At 73.5% G+C, this 21190-nt stretch carries 11 protein-coding genes; 5 read left to right on the forward strand and 6 right to left on the reverse strand.

Features of this window, described 5'->3' with window-relative positions; all coding sequences use genetic code 11:
• Window positions 1–190 precede the first annotated feature (190 nt).
• The 5 genes from ACIQPT_RS28420 to ACIQPT_RS28440 all read left to right on the forward strand — a co-directional run bounded on the left by ACIQPT_RS28420 (window position 191) and on the right by ACIQPT_RS28440 (window position 10383).
• Window positions 191–4045, forward strand: coding sequence for an FHA domain-containing protein (locus ACIQPT_RS28420; RefSeq protein ID WP_401159871.1), 3855 nt, complete (start codon window positions 191–193; stop codon window positions 4043–4045).
• Between the two features lie 295 nt (window positions 4046–4340).
• Window positions 4341–5705, forward strand: a complete 1365-nt coding sequence (locus ACIQPT_RS28425) for an ABC transporter substrate-binding protein (RefSeq protein WP_401159873.1) — start codon at window positions 4341–4343, stop codon at window positions 5703–5705.
• A gap of 106 nt (window positions 5706–5811) precedes the next feature.
• A complete protein-coding gene (locus ACIQPT_RS28430) occupies window positions 5812–7098 on the forward strand; it encodes a carbohydrate ABC transporter permease (RefSeq protein WP_401159936.1) in 1287 nt (428 codons plus the stop codon).
• Window positions 7095–7973: a carbohydrate ABC transporter permease gene (locus ACIQPT_RS28435; protein WP_401159875.1), complete on the forward strand. Its 879-nt coding sequence runs from the start codon at window positions 7095–7097 to the stop codon at window positions 7971–7973. Before ACIQPT_RS28430 ends, ACIQPT_RS28435 begins: the two co-directional genes overlap by 4 nt.
• Before the next feature lie 178 nt (window positions 7974–8151).
• On the forward strand, window positions 8152–10383 hold the full coding sequence (locus ACIQPT_RS28440) for a CDP-glycerol glycerophosphotransferase family protein (RefSeq protein ID WP_401159877.1): 2232 nt from the start codon (window positions 8152–8154) through the stop codon (window positions 10381–10383).
• Window positions 10384–10407: 24 nt separating this feature from the next.
• Here ACIQPT_RS28440 and ACIQPT_RS28445 read toward each other — a convergent pair whose 3' ends face one another.
• The 6 genes from ACIQPT_RS28445 to ACIQPT_RS28470 form a co-directional block, all read right to left on the reverse strand.
• Window positions 10408–11550, reverse strand: a complete 1143-nt coding sequence (locus tag ACIQPT_RS28445; RefSeq protein ID WP_401159879.1) for a glycosyltransferase — start codon at window positions 11548–11550, stop codon at window positions 10408–10410.
• Entirely contained in the window at window positions 11547–14459 is a 2913-nt protein-coding gene (locus tag ACIQPT_RS28450) for a CDP-glycerol glycerophosphotransferase family protein (protein ID WP_401159881.1), read from the reverse strand. The genes ACIQPT_RS28445 and ACIQPT_RS28450 overlap by 4 nt, the downstream gene beginning before the upstream one ends.
• Window positions 14456–17917 carry a CDP-glycerol glycerophosphotransferase family protein gene (locus ACIQPT_RS28455; protein ID WP_401159882.1) on the reverse strand — a complete coding sequence of 1154 codons (3462 nt, stop codon included), beginning with the start codon at window positions 17915–17917 and terminating at the stop codon, window positions 14456–14458. The genes ACIQPT_RS28450 and ACIQPT_RS28455 overlap by 4 nt, the downstream gene beginning before the upstream one ends.
• A 212-nt stretch (window positions 17918–18129) precedes the next feature.
• Window positions 18130–19032 (reverse strand): TylF/MycF/NovP-related O-methyltransferase, encoded by a 903-nt coding sequence (locus ACIQPT_RS28460; protein WP_401159884.1) that lies wholly within the window; start codon window positions 19030–19032, stop codon window positions 18130–18132.
• 11 nt (window positions 19033–19043) lie between these two features.
• Window positions 19044–19802: a methyltransferase domain-containing protein gene (locus ACIQPT_RS28465; protein ID WP_401159886.1), complete on the reverse strand. Its 759-nt coding sequence runs from the start codon at window positions 19800–19802 to the stop codon at window positions 19044–19046.
• Window positions 19803–19919: 117 nt separating this feature from the next.
• A complete protein-coding gene (locus ACIQPT_RS28470; RefSeq protein WP_401159938.1) occupies window positions 19920–21050 on the reverse strand; it encodes a CDP-glycerol glycerophosphotransferase family protein in 1131 nt (376 codons plus the stop codon).
• Window positions 21051–21190: the final 140 nt, after the last annotated feature.

Genomic DNA, 21190 nt, shown 5'->3' on the forward strand with positions numbered 1-21190 from the left:
ATCATTTAAAGGTGACCGCCGGGCGTGTTGTCAGTGGCAGGTGCGAGGATGCCTCCAGCACGGATCTGCGGGCTCGGAGTCTCGCGGTGCGTGACGACCTGTACGGACGACGTGTCCGTGCCGGGTGGGGGGAATCACAGGGCGTTTCCCCTGCCGGGCACCCCCCGCGCAGAAGGGACCGCTGACGGCGATGCAGATCCGGCTGACCGTCCTCGCGCCGCGCAGCGGCCAGACCCCGGCGCGCACCTGCGACGTGCTCGTCACCGCCCCCGCCGGGACGGCGCTGGCGGCCGTCGCCTCCCAGCTGGCCTCCGCCGTGGCGGGGCCCGAGAGCTCCCAGGGCGGCGGGGCGGTCGTGCTCTTCGCCGGCCGGGAGCGGCTGGACGGGCACCGCGTCGCGCTGGGCGAGCCGCCCCTGGTGGACGGCGCGGTCCTCTCGCTCCAGGTCCCCGGCGACGACGAGGCGACGGACGACGCCGTGCCGGCCCAGCTCCATGTGGTGGCGGGGCCGGACGCGGGCGGGGTCCATCTGCTGCACGGCGGGCAGATCCGGATCGGCCGCTCCGCCGACGCGGACGTCCCGCTCGACGACCCGGACGTCTCCCGGCTGCACTGCACGGTGACGGTCTCCGACGACGGCCGGGTCTCGGTCGCCGACCTCGGTTCGACGAACGGCACCTCCCTGGACGGCGTCGAGGTGTACGAGCGGCCGGTCCGCCTGGCCCCCGGTTCGCTGCTGCGGCTCGGCGAATCCGCCCTCCGCCTCACGGCGGGCTCCCGTCCGGCGACGCTGCCGACCGCCCCGGACGGCGAGGGGCATCTGCGGGTGACCCGCGCCGAGACGGGGGCCTCCGCCCCGGGCCACGGCACCGGTGCGCCCTTCGGCGCGCGCACCCCCGACCACGGCGGCCGGGGCCCCGGCCACGCATACGGCGCACCGGCCTCCCCGTACGCCTCCTCCCCCTCCTCCCTTTCTCCCTCTCCCTCTCCCTCTTCCACCTCCGCCGGTTCCCCGGCGTCCGCCCGCGACGAGACCTCCTGGCCGGAGCACGCTGAGGCCGGGCCGGGGGCATATCCGGGACACGGCGGCGATACCCGCGGCGAGGGGTTCGCCGACGCCCCGGCGCCCCGGCGCGGCATAGGCGCCTGGGCGAGGCGGCTCAAGGGCGGCGCGAAGGGCGAGCAGGCGGCGGGCCCGGAGACGGGGGCCGGCAGATCCGGACCCTCCGCCGGCCCGGACCCGTACGGCGCCTCCCGCGCCCCGGACGGCCAGGGCGCCCGGGCGGCCCACGGATCGTCGGCGTACGGATCCGGAGCGTACGGCTCAGGGACACGCGGGTCGGAGACGCACGGATCAGAGACGTACGGGTCGGAGACGTACGGGTCGGAGGCTTACGGGTCAGAGGCCTACGGGTCCGAGACGTACGGGTCGGAGGCCTACGGGTCGGAGGCCTACCGGTCCGAGACATACAGGTCAGGGACCTACGGCTCCGCAGCGGGCCCGGGCCCCTACGGCTCTCCCGGCGGCTCCCCGACCGGCTCTCCCGGCCCCTCCGGCGGTCCGTCGGGGGCCGGGCATCTCGCCTCCCCGGCCTCCCCCGGCTCCCCCTTCTCCGCGTTGCCCTCCGCCCCCGAGGGCACCTGGCCCGATCCGGCCGCCGTGCTGCTGACCGCGCTCGGCCCCGGGCCCCGGCTCTGGGAGCGCCACCCGGAGCACCCGGAGGCGCTGGTGGTGCGGCTCGGCACGACCGACCGGGCCGAGGTGCCCGCCGTGCCGGTGACCGTGGGGCTGCGGGAGGCCGGTTCGCTGGGGCTCGCCGGTCCGCGCGCCCGGCTGGCGGGGCTGGCCCGCGCGACGGTGGCACAGCTCGCCGCGCTGCACTCCCCGTTCGACCTGGAGATCGTCCTCATCAGCACGGACCGCTCCCGCCCGCTGGAGGAACGGCGGCGCGAGTGGTCCTGGCTGGGGTGGCTGCCGCATCTGCGCCCGACGCACGGGCAGGACTGCCGGCTGCTCCTCGCGTACGACCGTGAGCAGGCGGCCGCCCGTACGGCCGAGCTGGTGCGCCGCCTCGACGAGGGGCCCCTCGGCCCCGGCTGGCCGCATCTGGACCGGGCCTCGGTGGCCGAGGCCGCCCGTGCCCACACGGGCCCGCACACGGTGGTCGTCCTGGACGGCGACCCCGGTACGGCGATGCTGCGCGAGACCACGGCGCGGCTGGCCGGGGCGGGCGCGGCGGCCGGGATCCATCTGATCTGCCTGGCCGAGACCCCGGCCGCCTCCCCCACCTCCCCGGTGTCCGCGACGTACGAGTCCGCCTGCCGGGCCTCCATCGCCTTCCGGGAGTGCGGGGCGGTCGCGATGCTGAGCGGAGACGTCGCCACGGCGTTGCGCCTGCTGCGTACGGCGGGCGGGCAGGCCGCGGGGCACGGGACGGTGGCCGCGGTGGACGCGGTGTCGGCGGCCTGGGCCGAGCGGTTCGGGCGGGCCCTGGCGCCTCTGCGCGAGGAGGGCTCGGCCGCGCTGGCGGGCCGCCCGACGACCGCGGCGCTGCCGCCGTCCGCCCGGCTGCTGGACGAGCTGGGCCTGGCCCGCGCCACTCCGGCCTCGCTGATGGCCCGCTGGGCGTCCACGGCGGAGGCCCAGCCGGGTGCATCAGCGCCCCGGACCACGGCGGCGGCTTCCGCGCCCCGCGCGGAGGTGGACAGCCCCAACTCCGGTCGCACCCTCAGCGCGGGTCCGCGCGTCGGCCCCCAGCGCACCGGGGCCTCCTCCCCGCACCGTGACTCGGGCCGCACCCCCTACCCGGCGGCGGGCGCCCCCGACCCGGACCGCACCCCGTATCCCCCGCTGGGCACCCGTGACGGCCGTGACGCCCGTGACGCCCGTGACGCCGAGCGCACGCCCTACCTGGGCGCCCAGCGTTCCGGACCGGGTCCGGCCGCCGGGGCCGGCGAGCGGGGCGACGGGGCAGCGGACCGGCCCGCCGTGCAGACCGGCCGGCCGGTCCTCGTGCTCGGGGCGGGCCCCCGGGGCCCCCTCAGTGTCGATCTCGCCGACGAGGGCCCGCACCTGCTGATCGAGGGGCCCCCGGGCAGCGGCCGCACGGAGCTGCTCCGGGCCGTCGCCGCTTCGCTCGCCTCCGCGGCCCGGCCCGACCGGCTCGGCATCCTGCTCGTCGACGGTTCCGGCGGCGAGCACGGGGAGCGCGGCGAGGGCCTGCTCCCCTGTACGGAGCTGCCGCATGTCTTCACGCACCTCGTGGCATCCGACCCGGTCCGGATGCGGGAGTTCGCGCAGGCGCTCGGCGGCGAGCTGAAGCGGCGCGCCGAGCTGCTCGGCGACCTGGACTTCGCCGCCTGGCACGAGCGGTACGCCCAGCAGGAGACCCCCCGCGTCGTGGGCCAGCGGCCGCCGAGCGGCGCCGAGCGGCGGGGCGATCTGGAATCCCCGGCCAGCGGCACCCTGCGGCTGCGCCCCGCCGCCGCCCGGTCCGGGGACCCGGGGCCTTCCCCGCTGCCCCGGCTCGTCGTCCTCGCCGACGACTTCGACGCGCTGGTCGCCCCAGCGCTCGGCAGCCCCGGCCGGCCCGCCGCCGGTTCGGTGGTGCGGGCGCTGGAGGCCGTGGCCCGGGACGGTGGACGGCTCGGGGTGCACCTGGTCGCCACCTCCGCGCGCCCCGACCGTACCGAGGACACCGAGCTGGCCCGCGGCGCCCGGCTGCGCATCGTGCTGGACGCCCCGGTGCTGCCGCCGTCCCCGGACGAACCGGCCCCCGGCCGGGGTCGGTTGGGGCATCCGGACGGCCGGGTGACCCCGTTCCAGGGGGGCCGGGTCACCGGCCGTATCCCGCGTACGGCGACGCTGCGCCCCACGGTCGTTCCGCTGGAGTGGGAGCGGATGGGCGATCCGCCGACCCGGCGCCCGGTCCGGGAGCTGGGCAACGGTCCGACGGACCTGGCGCTGCTCGCCAGTGCGCTGGAGCGCGCGGCCCGTTCGGTGAACGCCGAACGGCTGCCGGCGCTGGTGCCGTTCACAGCCTGACGCGTCCTGACGCGGCTATCCGCCCGACCCGGCTCCGACTCCGGCTCGACCATCCGCCCGACCTGACCCCGGCTCCGACGCGGCCACCGGCCCGACCGGCCCGACCGGCCCCCGAAGCTGTCGGGGCAGGCTCCCGACATGCTCTGACATGACGTCACGAGGCGATCACGATAAGTATGTTGAGCCCTCCGACGGTATTGCGGGGCCCGTGGACCGGGCGTAGGACTGTGCGCACGGACGACGTAGTCCGGGCATGCGCACATGGCCGGGCGCGTAGGGAAGAGACGGGGCAGGAATGCGCACAACCCTTCGGATACGCAGGGCCGCACTGGTTTTCGCGGCGGTCGGCGCTCTGGCGCTCACCGGCTGCGGGGGCGACGGCGACGGCAAGAAGAAGTCGGAGGAGGGCTCCGGCAAGGGCACGGACAGCGCGTCCACGGTCGACCTGCCGAAGCTGGACGGGGAGAACATCTCCGTCGCCGCGGTCTGGACCGGACCCGAGCAGGCCAACTTCACCAAGGTGCTGGACGAGTTCGAGAAGCGTACGGGCGCGGACGTCACGTTCGTCCCGGCGCAGGACCCGATCATCAACTTCCTGGGCACGAAGATCGCGGGCAAGCAGCCGCCGGACGTGGCGATGATCCCGCAGGTCGGCGCCATCCAGCAGGCGGCCGCGAAGAAGTGGGCCAAGCCGGTCGGCCCCGAGGCGCGGGCCCAGCTCGGCCAGAACTACGCCGAGGTCTGGCAGGAGCTCGGTAAGGTGGACGGCACCCAGTACGGCGTCTACTTCAAGGCCGCCAACAAGTCCCTGATCTGGTACAACGCCGCCGCGTTCGACAACGCGGGGGCCGCTGAGCCGAAGACCTGGAAGGACTTCCTGACGACTGCGGAGACCATCTCCGCCTCCGGCGTCACCCCGGTCTCGGTGGGCGGCGCGGACGGCTGGACCCTGACCGACTGGTTCGAGAACGTCTATCTCTCCCAGGCGGGTCCGGAGAAGTACGACCAGTTGGCGAAGCACGAGATCCCGTGGACCGACCCGTCCGTGAAGGACGCGCTGACCACGCTGGCGGAGCTGTTCGGGAAGCCGGAGCTGATCGCGGGCGGGGCGGACGGGGCGCTCCAGACGGAGTTCCCGGCCTCGGTGACCCAGACGTTCACCGGGGGCGACCAGCCCAAGGGCGCGATGGTCTTCGAGGGCGACTTCGTCGCCGTCAACATCGCGCAGACCGAGGCGAAGATCGGCACGGACGCCAAGGTGTTCCCGTTCCCGGCGGTCGGCGCGGACTCCCCCGTGGTGACCGGCGGCGACGCGGCCATCGCGCTGAAGGACACCAAGGGCGCGCAGGCGCTGCTGACCTGGCTGGCCTCGTCCGACGCGGCGAAGATCTGGGCCGAGGCGGGCGGGTTCATCTCCCCGAACAAGGGCCTGGACCTGAAGGCGTACCCGAACGACGTGCAGCGCACGATGGCCCAGGCGCTGATCGACGCCGGTGACGACGTCCGGTTCGACATGTCCGACCAGGCCCCGCAGTCGTTCGGCGGGACGCCCGGGAAGGGCGAGTGGAAGATCCTCCAGGACTTCCTGAAGAACCCGAAGGACATCGCGGGGACCCAGAAACAGCTGGAGTCCGAAGCGGTCAAGGCGTACAAGAGCTGACGCCGTGACGACAACGACAGCGGGGGGCGCCGGTGCGGCGCCCCCCGCCGACGACACGAGTCCGCGCCCGTCCCCGCCGCCGGATCCGGGGAAGTCCCGCCGGAGCGTGACCGGCACCCGCAGGGTCATCGCGGCGGCGTTCCTGCTGCCCGCGCTGGTGCTGCTCGGTGCGCTGGTGCTCTATCCGATCGGGTATTCGGTCTACCGGTCGTTCTTCGACCAGGCCGGTACGGGCTTCGCCGGGATCGACAACTACACGGCCCTGTTCACCGACGCCACGATCCTCACGGCGGTGAAGAACAACGCGATCTGGGTGGTCTTCGCCCCGACGGTCGCCACCGCGCTCGGGCTGATCTTCGCGGTGCTGACCGAACGGATCCGCTGGGGCACCGCGTTCAAGCTGATCGTCTTCATGCCGATGGCGATCTCGATGCTGGCCGCGGGCATCATCTTCCGGCTGGTGTACGACCAGGCTCCCGAGCGCGGTGTCGCCAACGCGGTGGCGGTGGGCGTGCACGACACGTTCAACCAGTCCTCCGGCTTCCCGAAGGCCCGCCCGCTGCCCGTGCACCCGCTGGAGAAGGGTGACGGCGGGGCGTTCGTGTCCAAGGAGCCGATCCGGGCGGGCCAACCGCTGCTGGTGCCGCTGGTCGGCGTGGCGCCGGCGAAGATGCCGGGCGACGCGCGGCCCGCCGAGGGGTCTCCGACGACCTCCGGCGGCGGGATCAGCGGGACGGCCTGGCTGGACTTCACCCGGGGCGGCGGCGGAAAGCCGAATGTCGTCGACCCGAAGGAGCTGGGCCTGAAGGGCCTCACGGTCGAGGCGGTGAAGGACGGCAGGGTCATCGCGACGGCCACGGCCGGAGCGGACGGCGTGTTCGCCCTGCCCGCCTCGGCGGACGGGGCCCAACTGCGCCTGCCCGCCGACAACTTCCGCGAGCCGTACAACGGTGTCGACTGGCTCGGGCCGTCCCTGGTGACGCCCGGGATCATCGGCAGTTACGTGTGGATGTGGGCCGGGTTCGCGATGGTGCTGATCGCCGCCGGACTGGCCGGTCTGCCGCGTGAGCTGCTGGAGGCGGCCCGGGTGGACGGCGCCAACGAGTGGCAGGTGTTCCGCCGGATCACGGTGCCGATGCTGGCGCCGGTGCTGGCGGTGGTCCTGGTGACGCTGATGATCAACGTGCTGAAGGTCTTCGACCTGGTGTTCATCATCGCGCCGGGCTCCTCCCAGGACGACGCGAACGTGCTGGCGCTCCAGCTGTACCGGTCCTCGTTCGGCACGGACGCGGACCTCGGGGTCGGGAGCGCGATCGCGGTGCTCCTGCTGCTGCTGGTGATCCCGGTGATGCTGTTCAACATTCGAAGGATCCGGAAGGAGGGACGCCGATGAGCACCCCCGAAGCACCCAAGGCCGAGCAGTCCCTCGGCGCCCGGATCGCCGCCCGCGCCGGCGGCGGGGCGATGCGGGTCTTCCTGATCCTGGTCGCCCTGTTCTGGCTGATGCCCACGATCGGCCTGCTGCTGTCCTCGCTGCGCGGTCCGCAGGACATCGCGGCGACCGGCTGGTGGAAGATCTTCACCGCCCCGTCCGAGCTGACCTTCGACAACTACCAGCGGCTGCTGGACAATTCGACGATCACCGGCTCGCTCTTCAGCACGATCATGATCACGGTGCCGTCCACGGTGCTGGTGGTGGTGATCGGCTCGCTCGCCGGATACGCCTTCGCGTGGATGGAGTTCCCCGGCCGGGACTGGTGGTTCCTGCTGGTCGTCGGGTTGCTGGTGGTGCCGGTGCAGGTCGCGCTGATCCCGGTATCCGAGCTCTTCGGCACCATCGGGATCTTCGAGACGACGCTCGGGGTGGTGCTGTTCCACACGGCGTTCGGCCTGCCGTTCGCGATCTTCCTGCTGCGGAACTTCTTCGCGGAGATCCCCCGCGAGCTGCTGGAGGCCGCCCGGCTCGACGGGGCGGGCGAGATCCGGCTCTTCACCCGGGTCGTGATGCCGCTGGGCGGTCCGGCGATCGCCTCGCTCGGGATCTTCCAGTTCCTGTGGGTGTGGAACGACATGTTGGTCGCGCTGATCTTCGCGAGCTCCGACTCGCCGCCGATCACCGTGGCGCTCCAGCAGCAGGTACGCCAGTTCGGCAACAACATCGATGTGCTCGCGCCCGGCGCGTTCGTGTCGATGGTGATCCCGCTGGCGGTGTTCTTCGCCTTCCAGCGGCAGTTCGTCTCCGGCGTGATGGCGGGCGCGGTCAAGTAGCCGCCACCGTCCGGCCGTAGCACTGCACGTCTGTACGTCAACCAGGAGCGGCCCGGTTCCCCGGAACCGGGCCGCTTCGGCGTCCACTTCCCTCTAATGCCACGTCCGGCGTAACCCTGTCATTCCATCCGACGTTTGCGGGCCACCTGGCTTCCCGCGAACGACCCATGGATGTGTAGTGCCCCGGTTCACTGTCATCGTGCCCGCATTCCGGGTCCAGGCGTATCTGCACGCGTGTCTGGATTCCGTGCTGAGTCAGTCCTTCAAGGACTACGAGATCATCGTGGTCGACGACTGCTCCCCCGACGCCTGCGGTCCGATCGCCGACGAGTACGCCCGCCGGGACCCCCGCGTCACCGCTCTGCACCTGCCCCGCAACATCGGCCTGGGCCCGGCCCGCAACGCCGGGATGGCCCGGGCGGGCGGCGACTACCTGATCTTCCTCGACGGCGACGACACCCTGCTGCCGGACGCGCTCCAGACCATCGCGGACCGGATCGACGCGACCGGCGGGCCCGACGTCCTGATGTACGACTACGCCCGTACGTATTGGACGGGCCGCAGCGTCCGCAATGTCCTGGCCGCCCACCTCGACGAGGCCGGGCCCGCCCGTTTCCGGCTCACCGACCGCCCCGAGCTGCTGCAACTCCTCATGGTCGTCTGGAACAAGGCGTACCGCCGCGCGTTCGTCGAGGCCGAGGGGTTCACCTTCCCGCCCGGCTACTACGAGGACACCCCCTGGACCTACCCGGTGCTGATGTCGGCCGATTCGATCGCGGTGCTGGACGCGGTCTGCGTCTCCTACCGGCAGCGGCGGCGCGGCAACATCCTCTCCACCACCAGCGAGAAGCACTTCGACGTCTTCGACCAGTACGACCGGGTGTTCGCGTTCATCGACTCCCGGCCCGAACTCGCCCTGTGGCGGCCGGTGATGTTCCGCCGGATGCTGGACCACTTCTCGGCGCTGTTCGCCTCCCGGGACCGGCTGCCGCTGCACAGCCGCGCCGCGTTCTTCCGCCGGGCGACCGCGTCCTGCCGCCGGTATCACACCCCCGGCGCCCCGGTCCCCCGCCGCGCCTTGCTGCGCCACGGACTGCTGCGGCTCGGCGCGCGGCGCACCTACCGGGCCCTGTCGGTGGCCCAGCGCCTCGGCGGACGGCTGCGAAAAGCGGCGGACGCCGTGCGCAGGGCGGTGCGGGGCGCGGCACTGCGGGCGCACTACCGGATCCAGTCGCGGCTGCCGCTGCGCACCCGGGACGCGGTGTTCACCGCCCGGGGCGGCCGGGGGTACGGGGGCAACCCGGCGGCGATCGAGGCGAAGGTCCGCGAGCTGGTCCCGGGGATGCGGACGGCCTGGATCTGCCGGCCCGTCGACGCCCACACCGTGCCGACCGGCACCCGGCACCTCGCACCCGGCTCCTTCGCCCACGGGACGGCGCTGGCCCGTTCCGCGTATCTGGTGAACGACGGCTCCTTCGACCCGGGGCTGGTCAAGCGGCGGGGCCAGGTGCTGTTGCAGACGCACGAGGGCACGCCGCTGCGGACCGTGGGCACCGATCTGCTGGACCGGCCCGCCGCCGCCCGGGGCACCGACTTCGAACAACTGCTGCGCTCGGTCGACACCTGGGACTTCTCCCTCTCGGCGAACCCGCACTCCACCCTCGTACGGGAGCGGGCCTACCCGTCCGCGTACACGACGCTGGAATACGGCTCGCCGCGCAACGACGTGTACCACCGCACCGGTCCGGCCGATGTGGCGCGGCTGCGGGAGACGCTGGGGATCCCGGCGGGCAGCATCGCCCTGCTGTACGCCCCGACGCACCGCGACTACCGGCGGGTCCAGCGGCCCGCCCTGGATCTGGAGCTGCTGGTCCGGGTGCTGGGCCCGCAGTTCGTGGTGCTGTCCCGGGCGCCGCTCCCGGCCGGCCCCGGGGGCGGCCGCCGGGTGCCGCATCCCCGGATCATCGACGTCGGCGCGCACCGGTCGGTGGAGACGCTGGCGCTCGCCTCGGACGCCCTGATCACGGACTACGCCTCGCTGATGTTCGACTACGTCAACCTGGACCGCCCGGTGGTGCTGCACCTGGAGGACATCGAGGCGTACGAGGCGGCCCGGGGCACGTACTTCGACATCACGGCGTTCCCGCCCGGCATCGTGGCCCGGGGCCAGGACGAGCTGTTCGACATCTTCGCCACGGACCACTGGCGGGGCTCCCGCTCGGCGCAGTTGCGGGCCGCGTTCCGGGCCCGGTTCTGCCCGTACGACGACGGGTACGCCGCCGAGCGGGTGGTGCGGCGGGTCTTCCTCGGGGAGACGGACGGGCTGCCGCTGCCGGTGCCGTCCGCCGCCCGCCGGACGCCCGCGGCCCTGCCCGCGCAGGACGGGGCCGGGGCGACCGTCGGAGGCTGACCCCGGCCCGTACCCCAGGACCGCTCAGCGTTCGAGGAACGCGAACAGCTCCTCCCAGCGCCGCAGGGTCTCCGGCTCGGAGAACCGCTGGACGCCGGAGCGGGCCCGCGCGCCCATGGAGTCGCGGAGCCGGGGGTTGCCGGTGAGCCGCAGCAGCCGGTCGGCGAGGGCGGCGATGTCCCCGGCGGGGGCCAGGAGCCCGTCCTCGCCGTCGCGGACGATCTCGCGCACGCCGGGCGCGCAGTCGAAGGCGGCGCAGGGCACGCCGCTGGCCATCGCCTCCAGGAGCGCGAGCGGGAAGCCCTCGCCGCGCGAGGACTGGACGAAGACGGAGGCCTCGGCGAGGGCCCGCTCCACGTCGTCGGTGCGGCCCATCCACTCCACGGACCCGTCGAGGCCGAGGGCCGTGCACTGCGCCTTCAGCGCGGCCTCGTCCTCGCCGGCCCCGTACACGCGCAGCCGCCAGTCGGGGCGGAAGGGCGCGACCTGGGCCCAGGTGTCCAGGAGCAGGTCGATGCCCTTCTGGTCGCTGAGCCGGCCGATGCTGGCGACGGTCCGCGCGGTGCGCGGGGAGGGCACGGCGGGGAGGCGGGAGAGGGCGTTGGGGAGGAAGCCGACGTTGTTCATGCCGTCCCCGGCCCACTGGTCGGCGTCCTCCTCGGTGAGGACGAGCCAGTGGTCGAGGTCCTTGTAGTGGTTCTTGATCCAGCGGTAGCGGTGGCTCGCGCGGGAGTAGCCGTACGACTCGTGGCTCATCCCGATGACCCGCAGTCCGGTGGTGTCGGCCTCCCCGACCCACTCCATCGCCCAGACCTGGGTGACGATGACGACCGCGCCGGGTCGGGCGGTCGCGAAGATCTCCGAGAGCCGGCCGACCGCCCGCTTCTTGGCGGCGACGCGGGCCGCCTCCTTGCGCCGGGTGGGGATCCGGAAGCGGTCGCGGATGCCGTGGGGCGTCCAGGGGGTCGGCGGGTGGGCGGGGTAGAGGGCGGTGACGGGGTGGGCGGGCTGTTCGGGCAGCGCCATCGTGAGGTCGGAGGCGTGGATGCCGATGGCGTGGACCCGGTGGCCCTGGCCGGCGAGGAGCCGGGCGGTCTGGTGCATCCAGCCGGTGACACCGCCGAGTTCGTCGGTGCTGTTGGAGACGATGAAGACGTCGCGGCTCATCGGCCGGCCCCCCGCTCGTGGTCGATGGTGTGGCGGGCGCCCCGGGAGGCCTGGGGTCCGAAGACGGCGGCGACGGCACCGCGGGCCGCGTCGCCCCGGTCGTAGGGCCCGAACTGCTCGGCGAATTCCCGGCGTTGCTCCGCGTACCGGGTGTCGGACTTCTTCAGCTCCGCGAGCGCTCCGAACAGCTCGTCCTGCGTCGAGGTCACCGGCCCGGGGGCCCTCTCCCGCAGGTCGAAGTAGCTGCCGCGCTCGGCCGCGTAGGTGTCGAGGTCGGGGGCGAACAGCACGATGGGCCGGTCGAGCAGGGCGAAGTCGAACATGATCGAGGAGTAGTCGGTGACCAGCACATCGGTGAGGGCGAGGAGTTCGCTGACGTCGTGGTGGCGCGAGACGTCGACGACGGTCCCGGGCGGGCAGACCGGCAGCCGGGCGGACTCCAGGTAGTGGGACCGGACGAGCAGGGTGTGGGTGTCGCCGAACCGCTCCGCGAACTCCCGTACGTCCAACAGGAGTCGGCTCCTGCGCTGCTTTCCGGGGCCGCCCCGGAACGTCGGTGCGTACAGCACGGTCTTCTTGTGGTCGGCCAGCCCGAGCTCCCCGGCGAGCGGCGGACGCGGCAGCCGCCCTTCGCTCTCGGACCGCTCCCGCTCGGCGATCAGGGCGTCATTGCGCGGGTAGCCGGTGCGCAGGAGCTTCTCCTCGGGCAGCCGGTAGGCGCGGGCCAGGGTGTTCACGTCGTGCTCGGAGCGGACGAGGAAGTGGTCGAAGCGGTCCACGGCCCGCTGGAGCCGTTCGCGCTGCGGGGCGTTCTGGAGCCGTACGCGGGTCTCGTCGAAGCCCATCCGCTTGTACGCGGAGCCGTGCCAGGTCTGGAGGTACGTGGTGTGCCGGGGCTTGCGCAGTTGCTGCGGGAAGCCCTGGTTGTCGACCCAGTATTCGGCGCGGGCCAGCGCCCACAGGTAGCGCCAGGACCAGCGGCGTACGAGGCGGGCGTCGGCCGGGAAGCCGGCCGGGGCGGGGTCGTAGGACCAGGTGGCGTGCAGTTTCAGGCCCTGGCGGCGGATCTCCTCGTAGAGGGCGCGGGGGCTGTCGCCGTAGCAGGTGCCCATGTGGCTCTCCAGGACGACGGAGCCCCGGCGCACGGGGAGCCGGGTGAGCCAGGTGTTGTAGGCGGAGGTCTTGAAGCCGCGGGAGCGGTAGCGGTCGAGGCGCTTGCGGAGGGCCCGGACGAGGAGCTTCGCCTTGCGGGCGGGCCGGAAGTGCGTGGCGTAGCGGATCAGCCGGCGGGTGGTGCGGGCCGGGCGGCGGCGGGCCGTCAGCCGGAGCGCGAGGTGGTCCTTCAGCGTGATGTAGGGCTCCCAGGTGTCCCCGGCGAAGGGCCCGAGCCGGGGCCGGGCGGCGAACCGGGCCGCCCCTGCCGCCTGGTCCTGCGGGGCGAACAGATCGCTGACGGACCGGGGCCCGTCCGGACCGTCGGCCTGTACGGTCAGCCGCGCGTCCCACGCCGTGTCGCGGACCCCCACGGGGCGCAGGCGGCGCGAGACGTCGGCCCGCGCGCGCCAGATGATCCCGTCGCCGTCGTGCCGGACCTCCTCGACCGGGAACGCGACGGCGCGCGCCCCGCCCCGGGACCGGAACTCCAGGGTGGCGGTGAGCGGGGCTTCGGGGCCGGGTCCGCTGTGGCCGGGCAGCACGAGGCGCCCTTCGAGCAGCAGGCGGCCGTCCCCGTCGGCGCAGCAGCGGGTGAGCCGGTTCATCAGCCGCAGCTCGCCGAACGGGCGGTGCTGGTGGCCGAGTTCGGTGACGTCGAGGGGCGGGCCCGAGGTGTCACGGTCGCCGCCACCGCCCTTGCGGTCGCTGCTGCCCTCGCCGCCCCAGGTGACCCGTCCGTCCGCGTCCGTCGTCAGCGGCGCGCACACGGTGGCGGGCCGGCTCAGCGCGTAGGCCGCCGCGAGGACCCCTTCCGCGTCGCCCCGGGCCAGCAGGCTCACGGCGACCCGCTCCAGCGGCGGCAGCTCCGGCGGGACGGGCGTGGTCAGTGTGCGGGCGGCGGCCGCGGCGACCCGGGTGCGGCGGGCGGCGGGCAGCCGGGGGAAGGACCGGGCGAGCGGCACCAGATGGTCGCGGGCGAACGCCTTCTCCCGCTCCTCGCGCAGTTCGGGCAGCCCGCGCGCGAGGAGGGTGTTGGCGACCCGGCGGTGGGCCTCGACCAGGGCGGTGAGGTCGCGGGCCCGGTCGGGAACGGCCCGGCCGGTCACGATCAGCCGGCGGACCAGGGCGATCCGGCCGACCGCGGCGGCGGCGAGCGGGCCGAAGAGGATCTCGCCGTGCGCCAGGTCCTCCTCGTACCGCAGCCCGTGCCGCCTGGCGGCCTCGCGGCGCAGGCAGAATCCGGTCACCAGGGCGTCCCTGACGACGAGTTCGGGGGCGTCGGCGAAGCGGGCGAGGGTGCGGGAGCGGGCGTACAGCTCGCCCTGCCAGGACGGCTCCCGCTCCTTGCCGCTCTCGTCGGCGATCCGGCTCCAGCGGCCGGCGATCAGGTCGGCGCGGCTGGTCTCGCCCGCCTGCCAGAGGTTGCGGCAGGCGTGGAGCTGGAGGCGTTCGCCGGTGCCGAGGACCAGGACGTACCGGCCGCTCGCCGCGTCCAGGCCCGCGTTGCGCAGGGCCCCGGTGGTGCGGACGGCCGGGTCGGCGTGGACGAGGCGGACCCGGTCGGGGGCCCGGTCGGCGAGGGTCCGGGCGGCGGTGCGGACGGCCGGGTCGGTGGCGGAGGCGAGGACGACGACGGCCTCGGAGCCGCGCAGCGACTGGCCGAGCACGGACTCCACGGAGGCGCGGAGCGCGTCGGCGCCCCCGGGTCCTTCACTGTCCCCGCCGCCGGTGATCACACAGCTGAAGTCGCTCATGCCTGCTCCCCCTTGAGCATCCGGTCGACGACCCCGGCGGCGGCGCTCCCGTCGTCGAGGTCGCAGAACGCCTCCCGGAACCGCTCGTACGCCTCCCGGTGCCCGGCGATGGCGGCCTCCGGGTCGCGCAGGGCGGCGACGATCCCGGCGGATGCGGGGATCAGGGGGCCCGGGGCGCGGTGCTCGAAGTCGAAGCAGAAGCCGCGCAAGGTGTCGCGGTAGTGGGCCAGGTCGTAGGTGTGGAAGAGCATCGGGCGGCCGGTCTGCGCGAAGTCGAACATGATCGAGGAGTAGTCGGTGACCAACGCGTCGCTGATCAGCAGCAGTTCGGCGACGTCCGGGTGGCGCGAGACGTCCCGGACGAAGGCGGTGTCGGGGACGCTCCCGCCGACGAGGTAGTGGCGGCGCACCAGCAGGACTTGGTCCTCGCCGAGGGCCTCCCGTGCCTGCTCCAGGTCGAGTTGGAGATCGAGCCCGTAGCGTCCGCCCTGCCGGGGCTGGTCGTCGCGCCAGGTGGGGGCGTACAGGATCACGCGCCGCCCCTCGGGGATCGCGAGCCGTTCGCGTACGGCGGCGGCGATCTTGTCCCGGTCGGGGGCGTACAGCAGGTCGTTGCGCGGGTAGCCGCACTCCAGGACCTCGCCGGAGTAGCCGAAGGCGCGACGCAGGACGGGCGTGGAGAAGCTGTTCGGGGAGACGAGGACGCTCCACTGGGCGGACCGGTGCTCCATGGACGCCATGTAGGCGGCATCCGCGTGCGGGGTGCCCGCGAGGTCGCGGCCGATGCGCTTGAGCGGGGTGCCGTGCCAGGTCTGGACGACGCACTGGCCCTCGGCCCGCTCGAACCACTGGGGGAGGTGGGTGTTGGTGACGATCCACCGGCTGCGGGCCAGCGCCTGGTACCACTCGGCGCTGTGCAGGGCGACGGGCCGGACACCGTCGGGCACGGCCGTCTGCTGGTCGCGGACGACCCACAGGTGCTCGATGTCCGGTTCCCTGGCGGCGAGTTCGCGGTGGATGGCGCGGGGCGAGTCGGAGAACTGGCGGCCGTCGTAGCTGGAGTAGAGGACGGCGGGGCGTGTCGCGGCCGGGGCGACGGAGCGGAGCACGGCGTACCGCTCGCGCCGGACGCGCTGCCCGTACGGGCCCCGGTCGACGGCCGGGAGCGCGCTGCCGGATTCCAGGACGAGCCGGTCGTGGTTGCGCCGCTGGAGGGTGAAGTCGCGTCCGCCTGAGTGTTGTTGACGTGGCAGGGCGGGATGCAGAGGAGTGCTCGCCCGGAGCGGTCGGTACGCCTCCGGGTTCCGCTCCCCCGGCTCGCGCAGGAAGAGGTACCAGCGCCCCTCGGCGAGGGGCAGCGCTCCGCCGGGCCCTTCGACGGCGGCGGGCGTGATCACGGCCCGGAAGCGGTCGCCGTCGCCGTCTCCCCGCTCCAGCCCGAGGGCGGCCTCCTCGTGGTGGCCGCTGTGCCGCAGGACGAGTTCGTGGGGGGCGGCGTCGGCGGGTGCCGGGAACGCCCCTTCCAGCACCAGCTCTCCGGACGTCCCCTCCCAGGTGGCGGAGGTGACGACGGGCTGGACGGCCCGGTCGGTGAGCACGAGGTCACCCGAGGGGTTGGGGGCGGCGTACAGCTCACGGCCGCCGGGCAGCGGATAGCGCCCGTCCTGGCCGTCGGTCCGGGCCGCGACCGTCAACGGCTTTCCCTCGCCGATGAGTTGGACACCCCAGATGCCGTCCTCGCCCCGGAAGACGCTGAGCGGGATGTCCGCCGCCCGGGAGCCGAGCGAGCCGCGCAGGGCGAACTCCCGGGTCTCCTTGGTGCGCCACTCGGTGAGCCTGAGGGCGACCGGCCCGGCGTCGCCGAGGACCTTCACCTCCAGGCGCACGGAGTCCTCGACCGCCGACTGCCCGGTCAGGACGGCGGCGACGCGTTCGGTGCGCAGCTCCAGCTTGTTGCCGGACAGGACGGGGACGATCCGGGTCCGCTCGTCGGTGTACGTCACGGCGGGCGGGGCCGGGGTGCCGACGAGCCGCATGGGGCCCCGGCGCGGCCGGCCCGCGCCGACGACGACGGCCTCCGGCTTCCAGGTCGTGCGACCGCCCTTGGCGATGAGCCGGCGCGGGTCGACGACGGCCTCGAACCCGGCGCGGTCGTAGCGGTGCAGGGAGCGGCCGGAGCGGGCGGTGGCCTCGTCGCCCGGGACCGGGCGGGTCCGCAGCGGGATCAGCCGCTTCCCGGACCGCAGCCAGCCGAGCCGGACCGGCCCGCCCGGGGCGTTGCGCACATAGGCGTACCCGGTCAGACGCAGCAGCCCGTCCCGCCAGACGGCCTCGGTGAGGTGGGCGTGGACGGGCAGCTCGGCGGCGGTCAGCGCGGTCGTGGCGGGTGGCAGCGGGTCACGGACGGCGGGGTGGTGGGCGCGGGGGCGGAACAGTCCGCGTACGTGGAAGGTGTCCCGGTCCTTCTTCTCGTCGGCGAGGAGGGCGAGGAGTTCGGGCAGGCGGCGTTCGCGGATGAGCTGCCACTTGACCCGCAGATGCAGCGGCAGTGCGGCGAGGACGCCGGGTTCGACGGTGGCGGCGAACGCTCCGGCGTGCTCCAGGAAGGCTTCGTGGAACTCCGCGTCGCCGTCCGGCAGGGCCTCGATGAACAGCCACAGGTCGCCGGAGAGCGCGTGGGCGTCGTAGCGGCGCTTGGCCTCGGCGGCGGGCCCTGCGGCTTCCGCCCGGTCGGCGAGGAAGCGGCTGACGGTGGTGACGGCGGCGACCCGGTCGCGGATGCCCCGGGGCACGGCCCGCCGGGTGGTGATCGAGCCGTCGCGGTCGCGCCAGTGGTAGACGGGCTCCTCGACGACGTCGACCGAGTGGGCCAGGAAGTGGGCGGGCAGGACGACGGCGATGTCCTCGTACAGCACGCCCGTCGGGAAGGCGAAGGCGTGCTCGTCCCAGAAGGTGCGGCGGAAGACCTTGTTGCAGGCGATGCGGTCGCCGAGAAGGATCCAGTCGCGGGTGACGTGGGTGGCCGGGCGGGCCTTCTCCATCGGCTTGCGGAACATCGGGGACTGTTCGAGCTCGCCGTTCGCCCGCAGCCGGAGCACGTTGCCGGTGGCGAAGTCGGAGCCGGAGGCGTCGAGTTCGGTGAGCATCCGGGCGTATGCGCCGGGCGGCACGACGTCGTCGCTGTCGACGAACGTCAGGAACTCCGCCTCGGGATGCGCCTCGCGGATCCCGGCGTTGCGGGCCGCGCCGAGTCCGGCGTTCTCCTGCCGGACCAGCCGGAAGCGCGGATCACGGTCCACGAACTCCTGCGCGACGACCGGGCCGTTGTCCGTGGAGCCGTCGTCGACGAGGACGACCTCCAGGTCCGGCATGGTCTGTTCGGCGAGCGAGGACAGGCAGGCACCGAGGTACTCCTCGACGTTGTAGAGGGGGACGACGACGGTGAGACGGGGTGCCATCGCGGCGCACGATCCTTCCGGGGACTGGGGCTTCGGGGGCGTGGAGGGCCCGCCGGGGGCCATGGGGTACAACCCGCGCCGGGAGGACGGGTCACCCGAGGGGGTCCGTTCGGGTGACGCGGAGGGCGGAGTCGGGCACCCGGGGGCGTGCCGGGAGCGCGTTCGAGCCCCGTACCGGGAAGGGCACGGGGCTTGGGCCTGGAGACGTGGCGTCAGGGCTTGACGGCGATCCGGCCCTCGTCCATCCGCAGCAGGAGGAGCTGCTCACCGGTCTTGTCGAGGAACTCGTCGACCGCCTGGCGCGAGCCCTGCCAGTAGCCGTAGTCGTCGATCAGGAGGATGCCGCCGCTGACCAACCGGGAGTACAGGTGCTCCAGTTCGTGCTTCGTGGAGGCGTACCAGTCGGTGTCCAGGCGCAGGATCGAGATCTGCTCGGGGGCCTGCCCGGGGACGGTGTCCTCGACCCGCCCCCGCACGTAGTGGACGCGCTCCTTCGGGTACGGGACGTTGTCGAAGCCCGCTTTGACGTCCTCCAGCGAGGCGACGGCCCAGATCGGCCGGTCCTTGCCCTGGGCGTCCAGCAGCTCCTGGGCCGGCCGGCCGTCACGCCGCAGGTCCTCGGCGGTGGGCGGGGTCATGCCCTCGTACGTGTCGAAGAGGTACAGGTCGCGCTCGGTCTCCCCGACGGACAGCAGGGTCCGGGCACAGGCCTGCATGGAACCGCCGCGCCAGACACCGCACTCGACGATGTCACCGGGGATGTTGTGCCGGGCGATGTGGCGGGTGGCGAGGATGAAGGCGTTGAGCCGCTCCGGCGAGGTCATCGAGTACGGCTTGACCGCGCGGATGATGTCCTTCGCCTCGTCGTCGTAGTCCTCCGGGAACGCGAGCGCGGGCTTCTTCGCCTTGGGCTTCGCGGCCGCCGGGGGTACGTGAGCGGGGGCGGGAGTCACGGCCGGAGCGACGGCCGACGCCGCTGCGGGAGCGGCGGGGGCGGTGCGGGCGGCGGGCACCGTGACGCGCCTGAGCTGATATCCGGTGAGCTGCTGAAGGACGCCGTTGACGGCGTTGCGCCAAGCCATGCCCCGGGACAGTACGCGCGGTTTGTGGCGCATGTCACCTTTCGTCAACCTGCCATTGATCGGGGCGGGTCCTGTTCGAGTGAGGGCGTCTGCGCGGGCACGGCCTTCGGGCGTCCGCACTCCTCGCGGCCGTCGAGCGGCGGGGGCAGCGGCACGGAGTCCACCCCGCCGACCCGGTTCGCCCACCACACCGCCAACTCCCGTACGGCGAACATGGTCAGGCGCGGATAGCGCTGCGGCTTGCGGAAGACGCCGACGGAGTCGCCCCAGTAGGCGGCCTTCTTGTCGATGGCCCGGTAGTCGTGCCAGATGCCCTTGCGCGGCGGGAAGTCGGTGTAGGCCTCGCGCAGTTCGAGCCGGGAGTGCGCGGCGAGCGCCCGGAAGCCGTCGGGGTAGTAGCGCCAGCAGTCCTGCGCGTCGTGGACATGGCCGCGCGAGGGGGCGGTGACGAACGCGTGCCCGCCCGGCTTCAGGATCCGCGCGATCTCCAGCATGGAGGCCCAGAAGAACGGGATGTGCTCGAACGCCTGCCCGGAGAGGACGACATCGGCGCTGTTGGAGCGGGCGGGGATGCGGTACGGCTTCTTCATCACGGCGTCCACGTTGGGCCCGTCCTGCACATCGACGCCGAAGTAGTCGATGGGGTGCCCGGCGAGGAGCGCCCGGTGGGTACGGGTCTGCTTGCCGGAGATCCGCGACCCGAGGTCGACGACACGGTAGGCGCCGTGACCGGATGCGGGCCCTTCGGCAGGCAGATACTCCTTGACGCAGAGTTCCATCTGCTCGTAGGCGGACCGGTGCATGGACGTCTCCCAACATGGCGGGGTGAGCGAGCTGTTGGGCACAACGACCGCGCGGCACGGAGGAATCGGCACGGGGATCGCGTCTTGGGCCATTCGAGTGGCGGGCGCGGCCCCGGGTCAGCCGGCCGGGGCGAAGAACCTCCGTACGACGCGTTCCGCCGCGCCGCCGTCGTCGTACGGGCAGAACCGCTCCCGGAACGCGGTGCGCGACGCGGCCGCCTCCGGTGACCGCCACGTCCCCGTCCGGAACACGTCGGCCAGCTCGTCCGGGGTGGTGGTGACGGGCCCTGGGGTGTCGCCGGCCCGCCCGGAGAGCAGATCGACGTAGGTGCCGCGCGTGGCCCGGTAGGCGGACCAGTCGGGGGCGTGGACGACGATCGGGCGGTCGAGGCAGGCGTAGTCGAAGATCAGGGAGGAGTAGTCGGCGATCAACGCGTCGGCGGCGAGGCAGAGTTCTTCGACCCGGGGATGCGCGGTGACGTCGATGACGCGCCCGGTCGGCGCGCTCTCGCCGAGTCCGGCCGACCGCCCGTAGAAGTAGTGGGCACGCACCAACACCACGTACTCCGTTCCCAGTTCGCGCGCCAACCGCTCCGGGTCCAGGTCGGGGACGAAGCCGGTGCGGTAGTCGCGGTGGGTAGGAGCGTAAAGCAGAGCGGTCTGCCCCTCGGCAATGCCCAGCTCGGCACGGATCTTCGCGATGTCGTCGGAGGTGGCGGTGAAGTAGACGTCATTACGGGGATACCCGAGGTCGAGCCGTTCGTACGCGCCCGGGTAGACGCGGTCCCACACCTCGGTGGTGTGCGGGTTGGCGGAGAGGCTGAAGTCCCACTGGCCGACATGGGCGAGGATCTTCCCGAAGTCGGTCTTGCGGGCGAGGGCGGGGTACGCGCGCTGATCGAGCCCCATGGTCTTGAGCGGGGTCCCGTGGTGGGTCTGGAGATAGCGCTGACCGGGGCGTTTGGTGAAACCGCCGGGAAAGCTGGAGTTGTTGACGAGGTAGGTGGCCGTGGCCATGGCCCGCCAGTAGGGGCGCGAGCCCTCGATGACGTACGGCACCCCGGCCGGCATCCGGTCGCGATGCCGGGAGGAGACGACCCACAGGCCCCGGATGTGCGGGACCAGTTCGCGGGCCTTGGCGTGGATGGCGGCCGGATTGCAGGCGACGCCCCGGTTCCAGTACGCCCCGTAGACGGCGAGGTCCGGGTCGAGGGGGCGGCGCAGGTCGGTGCGGTAGGCGGCCCGCATGGCCTGGCGACGCACGAACCGCTTCACGGAGGCCCGGGTGGGCAGGGAGACCCGGGTGGGCACGGGGACCCGGGTGGGCACGGGGACCCGGGTGGGCTCGGAAGCTCGGGTAACCACGGAAGCTCGGGTGGGCATGGCAG

This window comes from Streptomyces sp. NPDC091289 (genome assembly GCF_044757365.1).
GTDB lineage: Bacteria > Actinomycetota > Actinomycetes > Streptomycetales > Streptomycetaceae > Streptomyces.